Source organism: Acidocella sp., assembly GCF_050253495.1.
GTDB lineage: Bacteria > Pseudomonadota > Alphaproteobacteria > Acetobacterales > Acetobacteraceae > Acidocella.
Genome location: NZ_JBFWIX010000001.1, coordinates 192,527 through 208,230, shown reverse-complemented (window position 1 = coordinate 208,230; position 15,704 = coordinate 192,527). Strand labels below are relative to the sequence as shown.

Here is a 15,704-nt window from a genome sequence, read left to right as displayed (position 1 = left end):
CGCTAGGAAGGGCGCGGTGGTTGGCAGGGGCTTTATGGCGCATGGACGAAAATTTGGCCAAGGATTTCGTGGCCGTATGGCAGAGCGAGCTGACCGCGATGGCGGCGGACCGCGAATTGCGCGAGAGCTGGGCCGCGACCTTGGGGCTGTGGGCGCAGGCGGCGAATGCCGCCGCCGCGATGTTGCCTCATGACCCCGCGCCCGGAAGCCCCCGCGCCGCTCAGCCGCCGCGGCCCGCGCCCGCTGCTGCTGCATCTGGGCCTGGCGTGGATGAGGTCGAGCAGCTCAGTCGCCGCGTCGCTGAACTTGAGCAGCGTCTGGCCGAGCTCCTTGACCGGCGGGACGCAGACGGACCAACGGGCGATCGGGGCGCTGTTTGAGGAGATCCAGCGCCGCGACAAGGCGCTGATCGGCGGGATCGCCGCCTACCGGCGCGATTCCTATGTGCGCGACATGCGCGACCCGCCCGCGATCTGGGAAGAAGGCGAAAGCCGGGTGCTCGATTATGGCGGCACGGGGCCGGCGGTGCTGTTCGTGCCCAGCCTGATCAACCGGGCCTATATTCTGGACCTGATGGAAAACGCCTCGATGCTGCGCTTTCTGGCGGGGCGGGGGCTGCATCCCTATCTGCTGGATTGGGGCTGGCCCGGCGAGGTGGAACGGCATTTTTCCCTCACCGACTATATTGCCGGCAGGCTGGAGCGCGCCTTGGCCGCCATGCCGGGGCCGGTGGTGCTGGCGGGGTATTGCATGGGGGGGCTGCTGGCGCTGGCCGCCGCCTTGCGGGCCGAAACCAGCGGCGCGGGGCGGGTGCGCGCCCTGGCTTTGTTCGCGACCCCATGGGATTTTCACGCCGAGGATCCGGATGGCGCGAAGCGCGTGGCCGAAACCGTGCCCTTCATGGAAGGGGCGATGCAGTTTTCCGGCACTTTGCCCATCGACGCGCTGAACACGATGTTCACCATGGTCGACCCTTACGGCGTGGGTGAGAAATACCGCGATTTCGCCGGGCAGGACAAAGCCAGCCCCCGCGCGCGCCGCTTCGTGGCGATGGAGGATTGGCTGGCCGATGGCGTGCCGCTGGCCGCCCCGGTGGCGCGTGAGGCGCTCTCGGGCTGGTACGGCGCCAACACGCCCGCGCGCGGCCAGTGGCGGGTGGCGGGGCTGCAGGTCGCGCCCGAACAGCTCGCCATGCCCGTATTCTGCGCGATTCCAGCCAAGGACAGGCTGGTCCCCGCCCCTTCGGCCCACGGGCTGGCGCGGCGATTGAAAAATATCAAGGTCATCGAACCCAAGGCCGGGCATATTGGCATGGTGGCGGGCACACATGCGGAAACATCGCTTTGGCGGCCTTTCGCGGCGTGGGCGCTCGGACTATCTTGAACGAAACGACTACGAGACTGAAAAAAGGAAACCAGGACATGGAAGACATCGTCATCGTCTCGGCGGCGCGCACCCCCGTCGGCAGTTTCAATGGCTCATTCGCCACGACGCCCGCCCATGTGCTGGGCATGGTGGCGCTGAAGGGCGCCATGGGGCAGGCCGGATTGTCTCCGGAGGATGTTGACGAGGTGATTTTGGGCCAGGTGCTCACCGCGGCGCAGGGGCAGAACCCGGCCCGTCAGGCGGCGCATGCCGCGGGCATTCCGGACAGCAAGACCGCCTTTGGCATCAATCAGGTTTGCGGCTCGGGCCTGCGCGCCGTGGCGCTGGCCGCGCAGCAGGTGATGTCGGGTGAAAGCCAGATCGTGATCGCCGGCGGGCAGGAGAACATGACCCTCTCCCCCCACGCCCAGGCCTTGCGCGCCGGGCACAAGATGGGCGACCTCTCCTTCATCGACACGATGATCAAGGACGGGTTGTGGGATGCCTTCAACGGCTATCACATGGGCATCACGGCCGAGAACGTGGCCAAGCAATACCAGATCACCCGCGAGGAGCAGGACGCGCTGGCGCTCGCCTCCCAGCAGAAGGCCGCCGCCGCGCAGAAAGCGGGCAAGTTCAAGGACGAAATCGCACCCGTGACCCTCTCCAGCCGCAAGGGCGAGGTCGTGGTGGAAAATGACGAATATATCCGTCACGATGTCTCGGCCGAGACCATGGCGAAGCTGCGCCCCGCCTTCGTCAAGGATGGCACGGTGACCGCGGGCAATGCCTCGGGCATCAATGACGGTGCCGCCGCCCTGGTGGTGATGAGCGCCAAGGAAGCCGCCAGGCGCGGGCTGACGCCGCTGGCGCGCATCGTCAGCTTCGCCACCGCCGGTGTGGACCCGGCCGTGATGGGCACGGGGCCGATTCCCTCCTCGCGCAAGGCGCTGGAGCGTGCCGGCTGGAAGGTGGCCGATCTCGACCTGATCGAGGCCAACGAGGCTTTCGCCGCGCAGGCCTGCGCGGTGAACAAGGAGCTGGGGCTGGACCCGGCCAAGGTCAACGTGAATGGCGGGGCGATCGCCATCGGCCATCCCATCGGCGCTTCGGGGGCGCGTATCCTCACCACGCTGCTGCATGAGATGAAGCGGCGCGACGCCAAGAAGGGGCTCGCCACCTTGTGCATCGGCGGGGGCATGGGTGTCGCCATGTGCCTGGCGCGCTAAGCCAACAGCCCATCCGAGCCCCAGGCCGCAAGCCTGGGGTTTTGTTTTGGCACGCGCCGCCCCACATTCCGGACGGCATGGAGGAAAAGTGAGGAAACATGGCCATCAGTAAAGTCTCTCCCAACGCCACCGAGGCCCTGAAGGGCAAATTATTCGATGGCATGACGATCATGTCCGGCGGGTTCGGCCTGTGCGGCATACCGCAGACATTGATCGAGGCGGTCCGGGATTCGGGCGTGAAGGATCTTACCGTGATCTCCAACAATGCCGGGATCGACGGTGTCGGGCTCGGCATGCTGCTGGAGACGCGGCAGATCAGAAAGATGATCTCATCCTATGTGGGGGAGAACGCGACCTTCGCCAAACAGTTCCTCTCCGGCGAGTTGGAGATCGAGTTCAACCCGCAAGGCACCCTGGCCGAGCGCATCCGCGCCGGCGGGGCGGGGGTTCCGGCCTTCTTCACCGCCACGGGCTATGGCACGCAGATCGCCGAAGGCAAGGAGACGCGGGAATTCAACGGTCGCCATTACGTGATGGAAACCGGGCTGGTCGCGGATCTGTCCATCGTGCATGCCTGGAAGGCCGATACGGAAGGCAATCTCGTCTATCGCAAGACGGCGCGCAATTTCAATCCGATCATGGCCACGGCTTCGAAGTTTACCGTGGCGGAGGTGGAGGAGATCGTCGAGCCCGGCCAGATCGACCCGGACCACATCATCACGCCGGGCATCTTCGTGAAGAAGATCGTCAAGCCCGCCGCCATTGAGAAACGCATCGAACAGCGCACCGTGCGCAAGAAGGAGGGCTGAGCCATGCCCTGGAGCCGCGACGAAATGGCCGCCAAGGCCGCCGCCGAACTTGAAGACGGGTTCTACGTGAATCTCGGAATCGGCATTCCCACGCTGGTGGCGAATCATATTCCCGAGGGCATGACCATCCAGTTGCAGTCCGAGAACGGCATGCTGGGCATGGGGCCGTTCCCGTATGAGGGCGAGGAGGACGCCGACCTCATCAATGCCGGCAAGCAGACCGTGACGGCGCTGCCCACCACCAGCTTTTTCGACAGCGCCCAGAGCTTCGCCATGATCCGTGGCGGGCATATCGATATTTCCATTCTCGGCGCCTTGCAGGTGGCGGAGAATGGCGACCTCGCCAATTGGATGGTGCCGGGCAAGATGGTCAAGGGCATGGGGGGAGCGATGGATCTGGTGGCGGGTGTGCCCCGCGTGGTGATTCTGATGGAACACACCGCCAAGGGCGAACCAAAGATCCTGAAGGACTGCACCTTGCCGCTGACCGGCAAGGGGGTTGTCTCCAAGATCATCACCGATCTCGCCGTGTTCGAGGTGCGCAAGGGCGAAACGCCAGGGCTGGTGCTGGTGGAGCATGCGCCGGATGTGAGCATGGATGAGATCCGGCAGAAGACAAAGGCGGATTTCACCGTCGCCTGAAGCCTCGCGCCTGAAGCCTCGCGCCTGAAGCCTCGTGCCTGAAGCCTCGCGCCTGAAGCCTCGTGCCTGAAGCCTCGGGCGCGGCCCTTGGCGGGGCGCGTTCACCCTGAGCTGGGCGTGTGCCGTGCCGCGCGCGATGCGCGCCAGATCCAGCCCATGACGGCCAGATTGAACAAGGCGGCGGCATCGAGGATGGCGGCCGGGCTGGTGCCCTTGGCGTAGGCGAAGGCCTCCACCCCGCCCGCCGCCAGCGTGGCGACGGCGTTCAGGATATTGTTGGCGCCGACCATGCGCGCGCGCATGGAAGGGGCGGCGTTGGCCTGTAGCATGACATAGAAGGGCACGGAAAAAACACCGCCGCACAAGGCGGTGAGTGCCAGGTCGGCCAAAGCGCGCCAGCCTGGGGCATGACGCAGCAAGGCCGGGATGTCGGGCGCGGCCAGATGCGCGCAGACATGCGCGAAATCCGCGATGAACAGGCTCATCCCCAGCCCCGCCGGCAGAACGAAATGCAGCAGGTTGCGCGCGTGAACCAGCCGCGCGGCGGCGAGGGAGCCCACCCCCACCCCCATGGCGAACACGGCCAGAAGCAATGTGACGACATGGCCGTCCGCGTGCAGCCAGGTCTTGGCCAGCACCGGAAAGGCGGCCAGCACCGTGGCCCCCATGGCCCAGAACCAGGAAATGCCCAGGCTGGCGAACCAGACCGGCCCGCGATGATAAGCGGCGCGCAGCAGCTCGATATTGGCGCGCCATAAATGCCAGTCCGGCTTGAGCCCGGGGGCGGCGGCGCGGCTGGCGGGGATCATCCGGGCACTCACGATGCCGGCCAGGGAGAGGCAGATGGCCGCCAGGGGCGCCCAGATCCGCCCTTGCGGCAGCAGGATCAGAATGCCGCCCGCCACCGTGCCGAGCACGATCCCCGCGAAGGTGCCGGCTTCGATGGCGCCATTGCTTTTCACCAGCCTGTCGCCGGAGAATAATTCCGGCAAAATTCCGTATTTCAGCGGGGAGAAAAACGCCGCCTGCAACCCCAGCCCCAGCAGCACCGCCAGCAGAAACCCGAAATGCCCGGTCAGAAAGCCGCAAAAGGCCAGCACCATCAGCCCCAGCTCCCAATATTTGGTCCAGAGCATGAGGCGAGTCTTGCCATGGGCGTCGGCCAGCTGCCCCGCCGGCGCGGAGACCAGGATGTAAGGCAGCAGGAACAGCCCGCCGGACAGGGCCGAAAGCGCGCCCGCCATCCCGGGAGAGAGGCTGTAGAGCGCCATCACCACCAGGGCGTTCTTGAACAGGTTGTCGTTCAACGCGCCCAGGGCCTGGGTGATGAAAAGCGGGACGAAATGGCGGCTGGTCAGGCTGGGTTCAGCCACGTCGCGGTTCCGTCAGGGTCAGCGTCGCCCAGGCGCAAAACCCGCCGGTGAGCAGCCCGCCCAGCACGTCGCTCACGAAATGGTAGTCGGCGCAGACCAGCCCGGCCATCACCATCAGCAGGATGGCCCCCCAGAGTGGCCGCCAGCGCGGGCGCAACACCCAGAGCACACCGAGCGGTGCCGCGGCATAGCTGGTATGGCCGGAGGGAAACGCCCCGTAGAGGATACTCTGCGCGAAGGGATGAAAACCGTAAATGCCATATTTCAGCCAGGTGCCGGGCCAGGCGCGGCCGAAGATCCATTTCAGCTCGTCCTTGGCGGCGGTGGCGGCCAGGGTGGCCAGGGCGAGGCTCAGCCACAACCGGCCAGGCCGGGGCCGCCCGCGCAGATGCTGGCACAGGGCCCAGAGCAGAATGAGCGCCGCGGCGGGCAGGGAGAGGAGGGAGGGCGACGCGCAGGCCTGGAACAGCAGCCGCATTGTCTGATGTCTGGACCAGAACGCGGCCACGGGCTGATCGATGAATAAAATACAGGGGACGCAGGCGGCCGCCACGGCGCCCGCCAGGGCCCAATAAGCAAGCCGGCCGGGCGTTGCCGGGGCGCGGCGCGGCGCGGTGGTGTTCAGGGGATGAGAACGGTGCTGCCGGTGGTCTGCCGTGTCTCCAGCGCGGTCTGGGCGGCGGCGGCTTGTTCCAGCGGGAAGGTTTGATTGACCATGATCTTCACGGCGCCGGAACGCACAACCTCGAACAAGGCCTCGGCGCCGGTCGAGATGTCGTGCTGCGTGGCCATGTAGGTGGCGAGTCCGGGCCGGGTGATGAACAGGCTGCCCTTGGCGTTGAGCGTGCCGAGATCGACCGGCGGCACTGGCCCGGACGCATTGCCGAAGCTCACCATCAGCCCCAGCGGGGCCAGGCAGTCCAGGCTGGCGTTGAACGTATCCTTGCCGATGCTGTCATACACCACGGGCACCATCGCCCCACCGGTGATCTGTTTGACCTCGGCGGCCAGATTGGCGTGGCCGACGATGGTGTGCGTGGCGCCGTTGGCCTTGGCGACCGCCGCCTTGGCTTCGGAGGAGACCACGCCGATGGTCTCGGCGCCGAGATGCCGGGCCCATTGGCACATGATCAGCCCCACCCCGCCCGCCGCCGCATGCAGCAGAATGGTCTGGCCCGGCTGCACCTTGAAGGTCCGGTGCAGGAGGTAATAGGCGGTCAGGCCTTGCAGCATCATCGCCGCGGCGGTTTTAAAGTCGATATCCTCGGGCAGTTTCACCAGCTTGTCGGCATTGATCACGCGCTCGGTGGCATAGGCGCCGAGCGGCCCGCCCGCATAGGCCACGCGGTCTCCGGCCACGATGCCATGCACCTTCTCGCCCACCGCCAGCACCACGCCGGCCCCTTCCATGCCCAGCGTGGCGGGCAGGCTGGTTTTATAAAGCCCGCTGCGGAAATAGACATCGATGAAGTTCAGCCCCACGGCCTCATGCTGGACCAGCGCCTCGTTCGGGCCGGGTTGCGGCGTGGGAACCTGCTCCCATTTCAGCACCTCTGGCCCGCCATGGGCATGGATACGGATGGCTTTACTCATGTGTGAAGGCCTTGGTTCGGGTTTCGAGCGCGAGCAGGAAGCGTTTGGTTTCCAGCCCCGCCCCGCCGGAATAACCGCCCAGCCCCGCTGTGGCGAGGACGCGGTGGCAGGGAATGAGGATGGGGATGGGGTTGGCGGCATTGGCGCCCCCCACGGAGCGTGGGCTGCCGCCCGCCACCGCCGCGATCTCGGCATAGGAGCGTGTCTGGCCGTGCGGAATGGCGCGCAGCGCCGCCCAGACGCGGCGGCGATAAGCCGTGCCGCCGGGATTCAGCGGCAGATCGTCCGGCAGCGCCGCCTCGCCGTCGAAATAGGCATCCAGCGCGTCCTTGGCCCGGCGCAGCAAGGGGGAGGGATCCTGAAGGCTGCCCCAGCCCCATTCGAGCGCCACGATGGCATCGTCCTCGGCGAACAAGGTGAGGTCGCCCGCGGGTGAATGCATGGAGAGTGCGGCCATGGGGCGGAGGCTAGACGCAGCGCCCTGAAGGATCAAGCGGGCTTGCGGCGCGGGCGTGCGATCCGCCAGACTGTATCTGGCATGAACGGCCGGATGAGACAGGACAGCACAGCCATTTCGTGGCGGCGGGGCGCGCGCCGCGCCGCCGGTTTGGCGCTGTGCCTGGTTCTGGCCGCCTGCGCCGGCGGGCCCAGGCTGGAATCGCCCTCGCATTTCGGCACGCCGACGCATTTGTCCTGCGTGCCCTATGCCCGGCAGGTTTCGGGCATTCAGCTCAGCGGCAACGCCTATCGATGGTGGCGCGCGGCGAAGGGCGTGTACCCACGCACGCATGAGCCGCGGGTGGGGGCCGTGCTGGTGCTGAAGCCGCATGGCGCCATGGATGTCGGGCATCTGGCGGTGGTGACCGGGTTGCGCGGCCCGCGTGAGATTCTGGTGACGCAATCCAACTGGCTGCCGCACCGGATCGAGCATAACCAGCCGGTGGTCGATGTGTCGGCGAAGAATGACTGGTCCCTGGTGCGGGTCTGGTACGAGCCGGCCCATGCGCTGGGGCGCACGCGTTATCCGGCCTATGGCTTCATCCTGCCGAACTGAGTAAGAGCGGCTCCATGATACGCGGCGCCTTCACGGTCGGAGCATGGACGATGGCGAGCCGCGTGCTCGGCTTCGCGCGGGATATTCTGATCGCCGCCGTGCTGGGCACCGGGCCGGTGGCGGATGCGTTCTTCGTGGCGCTGCGCCTGCCGAATTTGTTCCGGCGGCTGTTTGGCGAAGGCGCGTTCAACGCCGCCTTCGTGCCCTCGATCTCCACCATCCTGCACAAGGACGGGCTGCGCGCCGCCACCGAATTCGCCGAGGAGGCGACGGCGGTGATGGCGGTCTGGCTGGGCGGGCTGACCATTCTGGGCGAATTGTTCATGCCCTGGCTGCTTTATGTTCTGGCACCGGGCTTCGACGGGCGGGGCGGGCGCTTCGATCTGGCGGTGACGATGTCGCGGATCATGTTTCCGTATCTGTTCTTCATTTGCCTCACGGCCCTGTTTTCGGGCGTGCTGAACGCGATGGGGCGGTTTGCGGCGGCGGCGGCGGCGCCGATGCTGTTCAACATCTTCATGATCGCGGCGATGCTCTGGCTGGCGCCGCACATGCTCAATCCAGGCTATGCGCTGTCCTGGGGGGTGATGGTCTCGGGCATCGCGCAGATGGGGCTGGTGCTGTGGGCCATCCGCCGGGCGGGGATGCGCTTTGCCAAGCCGAAATTGCGCTTCTCCCCCTGGATCAGGAAAATGTTCAAGCGCATGGCGCCCGCCTTGGTGGGGGCGGGGGTCACGCAGCTCAACGTGTCCATCGACATCATCATCGGCACGCTGCTGCCCGCCGGTTCGGTCTCCATTCTGTATTACGCCGACAGGGTGAACCAGTTGCCGCTGGGCGTGATCGCCACCGCCGCCGGCACGGCCCTGCTGCCCGCGGTGACGAGGAATATCGCGCTGGGCGAGGAGGCGGAGGCGAATACCGCGCTCAACCGCGCCTTTGAATCCGTGCTGATGCTCACCTTGCCCGCCGCCATCGGGCTTGGAATCGCGGCGCGGCCGGTCATGGATGTGGCGTTCGTGCGCGGCGCCTTTACCGCTCACAACGCGGTGCTGGCGGGGCATTCGCTGAGCGCCTTCGCGCTCGGGCTTCCGGTGTTCGCGCTGATCAAGATCCTCACGCCGGGTTTTTACGCGCGCGGCGACACGATGACGCCGCTGAAGATCGGCGTGGTCGCGGTGGTGGTGAATCTGGGGCTGAATCTGCTGTTCATGCATCCGTTGCAGGCGGTGGGACCGGCGCTGGCAACCTCGCTCTCCTCGGCGTTCAATGCCGCCTGGCTGTTCGCGCTGCTGCATCGGCGCGGGCATTTCAGCTTCGATGCGCTCTCCCGCCGGCGGCTGCCGCGCATTCTGCTGGCCGGCCTGGTCATGGCCGCGGCCTTGTGGGAGACGCAGCGGCTGCTGCCGCAAGGCGTGACGAGCCTCGCGCAGTTCCTGCTGCTGGTGCTGGTGGGGGGCGTGTTTTATTTCGGCCCGGCCGTGCTCATCCGCGCCTTCGATTTGCGCGATTTCCTGGGGCTGCTGCGTCGGCGGCGCAAGGCGGGGTAGAGCCTGGTCCGGCCTGGCGGCAACAAGCCGCTAAGCCGGGATGAGGGTGCCGTTCCGCCAGCGTTGCAGCGTCACGAAGCTGGCCGTGTTCTGGCCGGTATTGTCGAAGCTGGCGCCGAAGCCATTGGCCAGCGCGCCGAAAGGCAGGTTCAGCTTGCGCATCATGGCCAGCAATTTCGACGGATCCGCGCCGGCGGCGTTCAGCGTGTCGAATACCAGCTTGGCGCCGACATAGGCGGTGCATGACTGGGCCGAGCGCGGCTTCACCGCGAAGCGCGCCTCATAAGCCGAGGCGATCCGCCCCGCCTCGCCCGGGTAGAACGGCGCGGCGATGACCAGCGTGCCCTCCAGCGGGTTGCCGAGCGCCTGCGCGGTGTCGCGCAGCTCATAGCCCGGTCCGCAGCCGATCAGCGTGCCGGGGGTCCAGTTCAGAACCTTCATGGCCTGAAAAAACGCCAGCACATCGTCCGGCCCGGCCGCGTGCAGCAGCACATCCACCTTGGCTCGCATCATCCGTCCGGTCTGTTCGTATAAATCCGCCGCGTCCTCGGGGTATCCGGCGCTGAGCGTCACCGGCACCTTGGCGGTGGCGAGTGCCGCGATCGCGGCGGCGGCGATGGCGCCGCCCGTGGCCCCGGTATTGAACAGCAGCCCGAGCCTGCGCCCGGCGAACCGGGCCTGGATGGTGGCCGCCGCCAGATTGCCGGTCATGTTCGTCGTTGGCCCGGTGCGGAGCAGGAATTTGAACCCCCGGGTCATGATGCCGTCCGCCGGGGCGGTGAGTTCGATGAAAGGCGTCTGCGCCAGCTCCGCCGCCGCCGTGGCGGGGTAAGAGAGGGCGGAGGTGCCGCTGCCGAACAGGATATTGGCATGCGCGCCGGAGATCAGGCCGTTGACCGCCCCGGCGGCGGCGCTCTGGCTGGGCATGTCCGCCTGGGCCAGGGCGATGGGCTTGCCGCCGATGCCGCCTTGCGCGTTCACCTGCTCGATGGCGAGCAAAACGCCCCGCAGCGCTTCGTCGCCTTCCAGCGCATAGGCGCCGGTGAGCGGCAGGGCGGCGCCGAATTTCGGCGCGCCGGCGGGTGCGGCCGGTGTACCGGCGGTGGCGGCCCCGGCCGCGCGGGCGGCAAGCCCGAACGTGGTGGCGGCGCCGAGGAATGAACGGCGGGAGAGAGAAGACATGCGCCGCCTAACTTGCACCCGCTCCGGGTTGACGCAAGCGCGCGGACGACGGCGATATAAGCTCATGACCCTGCCAGACACGATGCGCTATATCGATTTGCCAACCCCCGGCGGCCCGGAGGCGATGACCCTGGCCAATGGCCCTCTCCCCGTGCCGAAGGATGACGAGGTGCTGATCCGCGTGATGGCGGCGGGGGTGAACCGCCCGGACGTGATGCAGCGCAAGGGTCTGTACCCGCCGCCGCCCGGCGCCAGCCCCATTCTGGGGTTGGAGGTCGCGGGCGAGGTGGCGGCGCTGGGGCCCATGGCCAGCGGGTTTTATCCGGGCCACAAGGTCGCGGCTCTGTGCAATGGCGGCGGCTATGCGGAATATGTGGCGGTGCCTTGCGGCCAGTGCGTGCATTGGCCCAGCGGCTACGACGCGCTGAAGGCCGCCGCCCTGCCGGAGAATTTCTTCACCGTCTGGGCCAACCTCTTCGACATGGCCGGGCTGCGGCCGGAGGACAGCCTGCTGGTGCATGGCGGTACCTCCGGCATCGGCCTGACCGCCATCCAGCTCGCCAGGGCGCAGGGCTCGGCCGTGTTCGCCACCGCCGGGTCGGATGAAAAATGCGCCTTCATCGAGCGCTACGGCGCCAGCGCGATCAATTATCACAAGCGGGATTTTCAGCAGGTCGTCGCCGAGGCCACGGGCAAGCGCGGCGTGGACGTGATCCTGGATATGGTGGGCGGTCCCTATATTCAAAAAAACATCAAGAGCCTCGCCCCGCGCGGGCGGCTGGTGCAGGTGGCCTTTCAGCAAGGGGCCAAGGCGGAGTTGGACCTGCTGCCGGTCATGCTCAAGCGTCTGACCATCACCGGCTCCACGCTGCGCCCGCGCACATCGGCGGAAAAGGCGGCCATCGCGGAGGCCTTGAAGCATAAAATCTGGCCGTTGCTGGAAACGGGCCGGGTCGACCCGGTGATCGACCGGGTCTTTCCCTTGGAAGAGGCGGCCAAGGCGCATGCGCTGATGGAGGCCAGCACGCATATCGGCAAGATTTTGCTGCGCGTTTCCGGTTGAGTTTTCCGGCAAAGGGAATATGGCTCGCGCAGATAAACAGGACATAGCGCAATATGAGAATTCGCCTCCTGGCCGCGGCCGCCGCCCTGCTTCTGGCCAGCTGCGCCAGCCAGCCGCAAAGCCAGGCCCAGGCCGCCAACAGCGCCGCCTGCACGGCGCAGGCCGATGCGGTCTATCGGCAGAGCACGGTGAACCTGCAAGCCCGCACGCAGCAGAATGGCCTGCGTTATGGCGCGCCGACGCAGGTTTTCGATTCCGAGCGCATGGGCGCGATGAACGACCGCGCCCTGCAGATCCAGCGTTGTGAGACGCTCGGCAACCAGAACGGTGCGCCAACCGTGAATGGGGTGCAGGTCGTCACCCCGCATATCGTCAACTAACGGAGTTTTTCATGAGCCGTATCATCCGCACCGAAGCCAGCCCGATCCTTTCCAAGGCGGTCGAATATCACGGGTTCGTCTACACCATGGGCGTGGTCGCGCAGGACACGTCCGGCGACGTCGCGGCGCAGACCAAGGACGTGCTGGCGCAGATCGATGCCCTGCTGGAAACGCATGGCACCGACAATACACGCCTGCTTCAGGCGCATATCTGGCTTAAGAATATTTCAGACCGCGCGGCCATGAACGAAGTCTGGAGCCAGTGGCTGCCAGAGGGCCAGGCGCCCGTCCGCGCTTGTGTCGAGGCCAAGCTGGCCGACCCCGTCTATCTGGTGGAGATCATGGTCACCGCCTGCCGGTGAGTTTGTTGCGGTTCAGTTTTTGTTAATAATTAAAAGGTTGGGGAGCAGGCTTTGGCTCCCCTTCCGCGCGAATCGGCCCTTATGCAACGTCCGGTGGTTGGAAAAACCGGTTCCCAGCGTTTAGGAAAATTATCTTAAACGCGGCTTGGGCGAACCGCCCGGATCAACGAAAATCTGTATCTGTTGTAATTTTGTCGCAGTGACGGGTTGCGCGCGGCGCAATCCACCCGTAGCGGTTACACATGGTTTCTTGGCGTTTCATTCGGCTCGGGTAGATATAAATGACCGGTTACAGGGCGGATAAGTCTTTCCGCGGCGCCATGCGCGCTTTGTTTGCGGGTATCTCTTTCGCGGCCATGGCCGCTCTGCTTCCCACCGCCGCCCAGGCTTCCACCACCCATCACGAATCCTCCCGGACCACCCATGGCGTTAGTCATTCCACGCACAGGCTCGCCAGCAACACGCATAAGAGCAGCAAGAGCGAACACCGGCTGACCCGTACCGCCTCCACCCATCATTCCGAGAGCAAGGCCCGTCTCAACGGCCATACCAGCCACGCCAAGACGCATTACGCCTCGACCAAGCATTCCAGCCATTACCGCCAGCACCAGCGCATGGCCGAATTCCGTCATTCCCGCCTGCAATGCGTGCCTTATGCGCGCGAGGTCTCGCATATCCAGCTTTCCGGCGATGCCTTCCTCTGGTGGGCGCAGGCGGCGGGCCGCTATGAGCGCGGCAATATGCCGGTGGTGGGCTCGGTGCTGAATTTCCGCTCCATCGGCCGCATGCCGCTGGGCCATGTCGCCGTCGTCACGGCGGTGCTGGATTCACGCACCATCCTCGTGACCCAAGCCAATTGGGTGCCAGGCACCATCACCAACGACGTGACCGTGCAGGATGTCTCGCCGGACAATAACTGGACCCAGGTGCGCGTCGAGCTGGGCGGCACCACCACCATGGGCTCGGTCTATCCGACCTATGGTTTCATCTATGACCGTCCCGCCACCGGCACCGTCATTGCCTCCGGCGGTGGCCGCAACGAAGTGGCCGAGGCGCCAATTTCCCGCCCCGTGGCGGCCGAGGCGCCAAACCGCAACCTGCAATAACGCCACCCCCGCCGTGCCCGTCCGGCGCGGCGTTTGCCCGGGCCTCCGGTTTATCTGGTCTTGAGGCGGCGTTTTTCAAGACGCCGGGCATATCCTCTTCCCGCCATGCGGGTTTTGCCACCTTGCCCGTGCGTGGTTAAGCTGCCTCAGCTCAATCTTGAGGAGAGATGCATGACCACGGCAAATTCCCGCACGGCCGATCATCCGATCGAACCGGTTTTCCTGGAGCGCTGGTCGCCCCGCGCCTTCACCGGCGAAGCGATTTCCGAACATACCCTGCGCACCATGATCGAAGCGGCACGCTGGGCGCCGTCCTCCTATAATTCCCAGCCTTGGCGCTTTCTCTATGCGCGGCGCGACAATGCGCATTGGGACAAATTCCTGGGACTGCTGAACGAGTTCAATCAAAGCTGGGCGAAGACCGCTTCCGCGATCGTGTTCGTGGTCTCGGCGGAGACCATGTCCGTGCCGGGCAAGGACACGCCGGTGCCGTCTTACAGCCACTCCTTCGATGCCGGTGCCGCCTGGGGGTATCTGGCGCTACAGGCCGCCTTCATGGGCTGGCAGGCGCATGGCATGGTCGGCATCGCCTTCGACAGGGTCTATACGGAATTGAAGATACCGGCGGGCTACCGGGTCGAGGCCGCCCTGGCCATCGGCCGCCAGGGGCCGAAGGACCTGCTGCCCGAGGCCTTGCAGGCCCGTGAAGCGCCCAGCCCACGCAAGCCGGTGACGGACATCGCCTATGAGGGTGGCTTCTGAGAGACCCGGCGCGGGGATCGCCCCCGCGTTTGATCGTCTGTTGAATCTCCCTTTTGCCGGGGGCTTGCCCGCGTTCTGAGATCTGGCCCCTTGCATAAAAAGGGCCGGATCCGGCGGTCCGCGCGATTTTGCCCGTGCCTTGGCCGCGCGGTGGACGAAGCTCCAGGCCGGGGCGGCTCACGCGGGCAGTCTGGCGGTCAAGCTCCCGGGCAGCAACCGCAGCAGCCCGGCCCGCGTGCGGTGCCAGAAGGCCGAGAGCAGCAGCAGCGCGCATCCCGCGATCAGCGCCGTCACCGCCAGGCTGCCCGCCTCATTGCCGGTGCTGTGCAGCACATGCGCCAGCGCATAGATCACATAGCCCAGCGCCGAGACCAGCAAGGCGCGCCGGTCCACCAGCAGCGCCACCAGGGCCAGGGCCGCATAGAGCCCCACGGCCACGCCGGCGTCGCCGGAATGGCCGCCCTTGAGCAGCCCCAGCAGATAAAACGCCGGATGCACCAGCAAGGGGGCCGCCAGCAGATGCAGCCAGAACGCCACATCCGCCCGGCGGGTTTGGCGGGTCCTGTCGGACATGTCCCAGCGCAGGGCCAGGGCGAACACGCAAAGCCCGCCCAGGATCGTCAGCCAGGGCCAGTAGGGCAGCAGCCATGGGGCCAGCCCCAGCATCAGGAAAATAACCAGCAACACCAGTGAGGCGACGCCCGCCGCCACGGTGATGGGCACATGAAACCGCAGCCAATGGGCATAGATGGCCAGGGCTTCCAGCCCCGCCGTGAAGCCGACCGTGAGATAAAGCCCGGTCTTGGTGCCGACCGCGCCAAAGGGCAGAAAGCTGAGCAGATGGCCGGAGACCCATACCCCCACCACATGCAGCAGCAGCTCCGCCACCCCCTTGGCATAGAGCAGCAGCAGCAGAATGCTGGGCAGCGCCATATGGCGCTGGCGAGTAAAATATTCGGCCAGCAGCCAGGCCTCCGCGATCATCGCCACGCCGCGCGTCAAGGCCGAGCCGGTCAGTATATAGGTGGCGATGGCCACCAGCGCGATGGCGATGCTGACGAAAATATCGTTGAACCCGCTCAGCAGCCGCACATATTCCTCATCCACCGCCGGGCTTTGCCGGTGGGCGGCGACATGGGCGCGGAACCTGGCGACATCCCCGGCGGAGAGAACGCCATGCCGCACGGCCTCGTCGAGATCTGATTCACTGTACATGGGCGCGATATTGGTCCGT

Annotated in this window: 18 protein-coding genes; 12 read left to right on the top strand and 6 right to left on the bottom strand. The window is 66.2% G+C overall.

All coding sequences use genetic code 11. The features are described from left to right. The first annotated feature begins 41 nt into the window (after positions 1-41). The 5 genes from AB7D48_RS00970 (at position 42) to AB7D48_RS00950 (ending at position 4,045) form a co-directional block, all read left to right on the top strand. Positions 42-380, top strand: a complete 339-nt coding sequence (locus AB7D48_RS00970) for a hypothetical protein (RefSeq protein ID WP_427975303.1) — start codon at positions 42-44, stop codon at positions 378-380. Beyond that, on the top strand, positions 331-1,383 hold the full coding sequence (locus AB7D48_RS00965; protein WP_427975302.1) for an alpha/beta fold hydrolase: 1,053 nt from the start codon (positions 331-333) through the stop codon (positions 1,381-1,383). Before AB7D48_RS00970 ends, AB7D48_RS00965 begins: the two co-directional genes overlap by 50 nt. Positions 1,384-1,421: 38 nt before the next feature. Further along, positions 1,422-2,594 (top strand): acetyl-CoA C-acetyltransferase, encoded by a 1,173-nt coding sequence (locus tag AB7D48_RS00960; protein WP_427975301.1) that lies wholly within the window; start codon positions 1,422-1,424, stop codon positions 2,592-2,594. A 98-nt stretch (positions 2,595-2,692) separates the two neighbouring features. Further along, entirely contained in the window at positions 2,693-3,403 is a 711-nt protein-coding gene (locus AB7D48_RS00955; RefSeq protein WP_427975300.1) for a CoA transferase subunit A, read from the top strand. A gap of 3 nt (positions 3,404-3,406) precedes the next feature. After that, entirely contained in the window at positions 3,407-4,045 is a 639-nt protein-coding gene (locus AB7D48_RS00950) for a CoA transferase subunit B (protein ID WP_427975298.1), read from the top strand. A 101-nt stretch (positions 4,046-4,146) separates the two neighbouring features. On the opposite strand, the gene AB7D48_RS00945 is transcribed toward AB7D48_RS00950, so the two are convergent. The 4 genes from AB7D48_RS00945 to AB7D48_RS00930 all read right to left on the bottom strand — a co-directional run bounded on the left by AB7D48_RS00945 (position 4,147) and on the right by AB7D48_RS00930 (position 7,468). Further along, positions 4,147-5,418 carry an MFS transporter gene (locus AB7D48_RS00945; protein ID WP_427975296.1) on the bottom strand — a complete coding sequence of 424 codons (1,272 nt, stop codon included), beginning with the start codon at positions 5,416-5,418 and terminating at the stop codon, positions 4,147-4,149. Continuing rightward, the gene (locus AB7D48_RS00940; protein WP_427975295.1) at positions 5,411-5,896 is read right to left on the bottom strand and encodes a phosphatase PAP2 family protein; all 486 of its coding nucleotides are present in this window, start codon (positions 5,894-5,896) and stop codon (positions 5,411-5,413) included. Before AB7D48_RS00940 ends, AB7D48_RS00945 begins: the two co-directional genes overlap by 8 nt. 143 nt (positions 5,897-6,039) lie before the next feature. After that, positions 6,040-7,011, bottom strand: a complete 972-nt coding sequence (locus AB7D48_RS00935; protein ID WP_427975294.1) for a quinone oxidoreductase family protein — start codon at positions 7,009-7,011, stop codon at positions 6,040-6,042. Next, positions 7,004-7,468 carry a methylated-DNA--[protein]-cysteine S-methyltransferase gene (locus AB7D48_RS00930; RefSeq protein ID WP_427975292.1) on the bottom strand — a complete coding sequence of 155 codons (465 nt, stop codon included), beginning with the start codon at positions 7,466-7,468 and terminating at the stop codon, positions 7,004-7,006. Before AB7D48_RS00930 ends, AB7D48_RS00935 begins: the two co-directional genes overlap by 8 nt. A 93-nt stretch (positions 7,469-7,561) precedes the next feature. Between AB7D48_RS00930 and AB7D48_RS00925 the strand changes: the two genes are divergently transcribed. Together AB7D48_RS00925 and murJ are read left to right on the top strand one after the other, a co-directional pair. Beyond that, positions 7,562-8,065: a CHAP domain-containing protein gene (locus AB7D48_RS00925; protein WP_427975291.1), complete on the top strand. Its 504-nt coding sequence runs from the start codon at positions 7,562-7,564 to the stop codon at positions 8,063-8,065. 14 nt (positions 8,066-8,079) lie between these two features. Continuing rightward, positions 8,080-9,615, top strand: coding sequence for a murein biosynthesis integral membrane protein MurJ (murJ, locus tag AB7D48_RS00920; protein WP_427975289.1), 1,536 nt, complete (start codon positions 8,080-8,082; stop codon positions 9,613-9,615). A 30-nt stretch (positions 9,616-9,645) separates the two neighbouring features. Here murJ and AB7D48_RS00915 read toward each other — a convergent pair whose 3' ends face one another. Continuing rightward, positions 9,646-10,797: an ABC transporter substrate-binding protein gene (locus AB7D48_RS00915; RefSeq protein ID WP_427975288.1), complete on the bottom strand. Its 1,152-nt coding sequence runs from the start codon at positions 10,795-10,797 to the stop codon at positions 9,646-9,648. Positions 10,798-10,861: 64 nt separating this feature from the next. Between AB7D48_RS00915 and AB7D48_RS00910 the strand changes: the two genes are divergently transcribed. From AB7D48_RS00910 to AB7D48_RS00890, 5 genes are all read left to right on the top strand, one after another. Continuing rightward, positions 10,862-11,860 carry an NAD(P)H-quinone oxidoreductase gene (locus tag AB7D48_RS00910; protein ID WP_427975286.1) on the top strand — a complete coding sequence of 333 codons (999 nt, stop codon included), beginning with the start codon at positions 10,862-10,864 and terminating at the stop codon, positions 11,858-11,860. A gap of 53 nt (positions 11,861-11,913) precedes the next feature. After that, complete coding sequence (locus AB7D48_RS00905) at positions 11,914-12,240, top strand: hypothetical protein (protein ID WP_427975285.1); 327 nt, start codon at positions 11,914-11,916, stop codon at positions 12,238-12,240. An 11-nt stretch (positions 12,241-12,251) separates the two neighbouring features. Next, a complete protein-coding gene (locus tag AB7D48_RS00900; protein WP_427975284.1) occupies positions 12,252-12,602 on the top strand; it encodes a RidA family protein in 351 nt (116 codons plus the stop codon). 356 nt (positions 12,603-12,958) lie between these two features. Continuing rightward, positions 12,959-13,708, top strand: coding sequence for a CHAP domain-containing protein (locus tag AB7D48_RS00895; protein WP_427975282.1), 750 nt, complete (start codon positions 12,959-12,961; stop codon positions 13,706-13,708). A 171-nt stretch (positions 13,709-13,879) separates the two neighbouring features. Continuing rightward, entirely contained in the window at positions 13,880-14,470 is a 591-nt protein-coding gene (locus AB7D48_RS00890; RefSeq protein ID WP_427975281.1) for a nitroreductase family protein, read from the top strand. Positions 14,471-14,647: 177 nt separating this feature from the next. Here the strand turns inward: AB7D48_RS00890 and AB7D48_RS00885 are convergent, their stop codons facing one another. Further along, on the bottom strand, positions 14,648-15,685 hold the full coding sequence (locus AB7D48_RS00885) for a hypothetical protein (protein ID WP_427975280.1): 1,038 nt from the start codon (positions 15,683-15,685) through the stop codon (positions 14,648-14,650). Positions 15,686-15,704 lie beyond the last annotated feature (19 nt).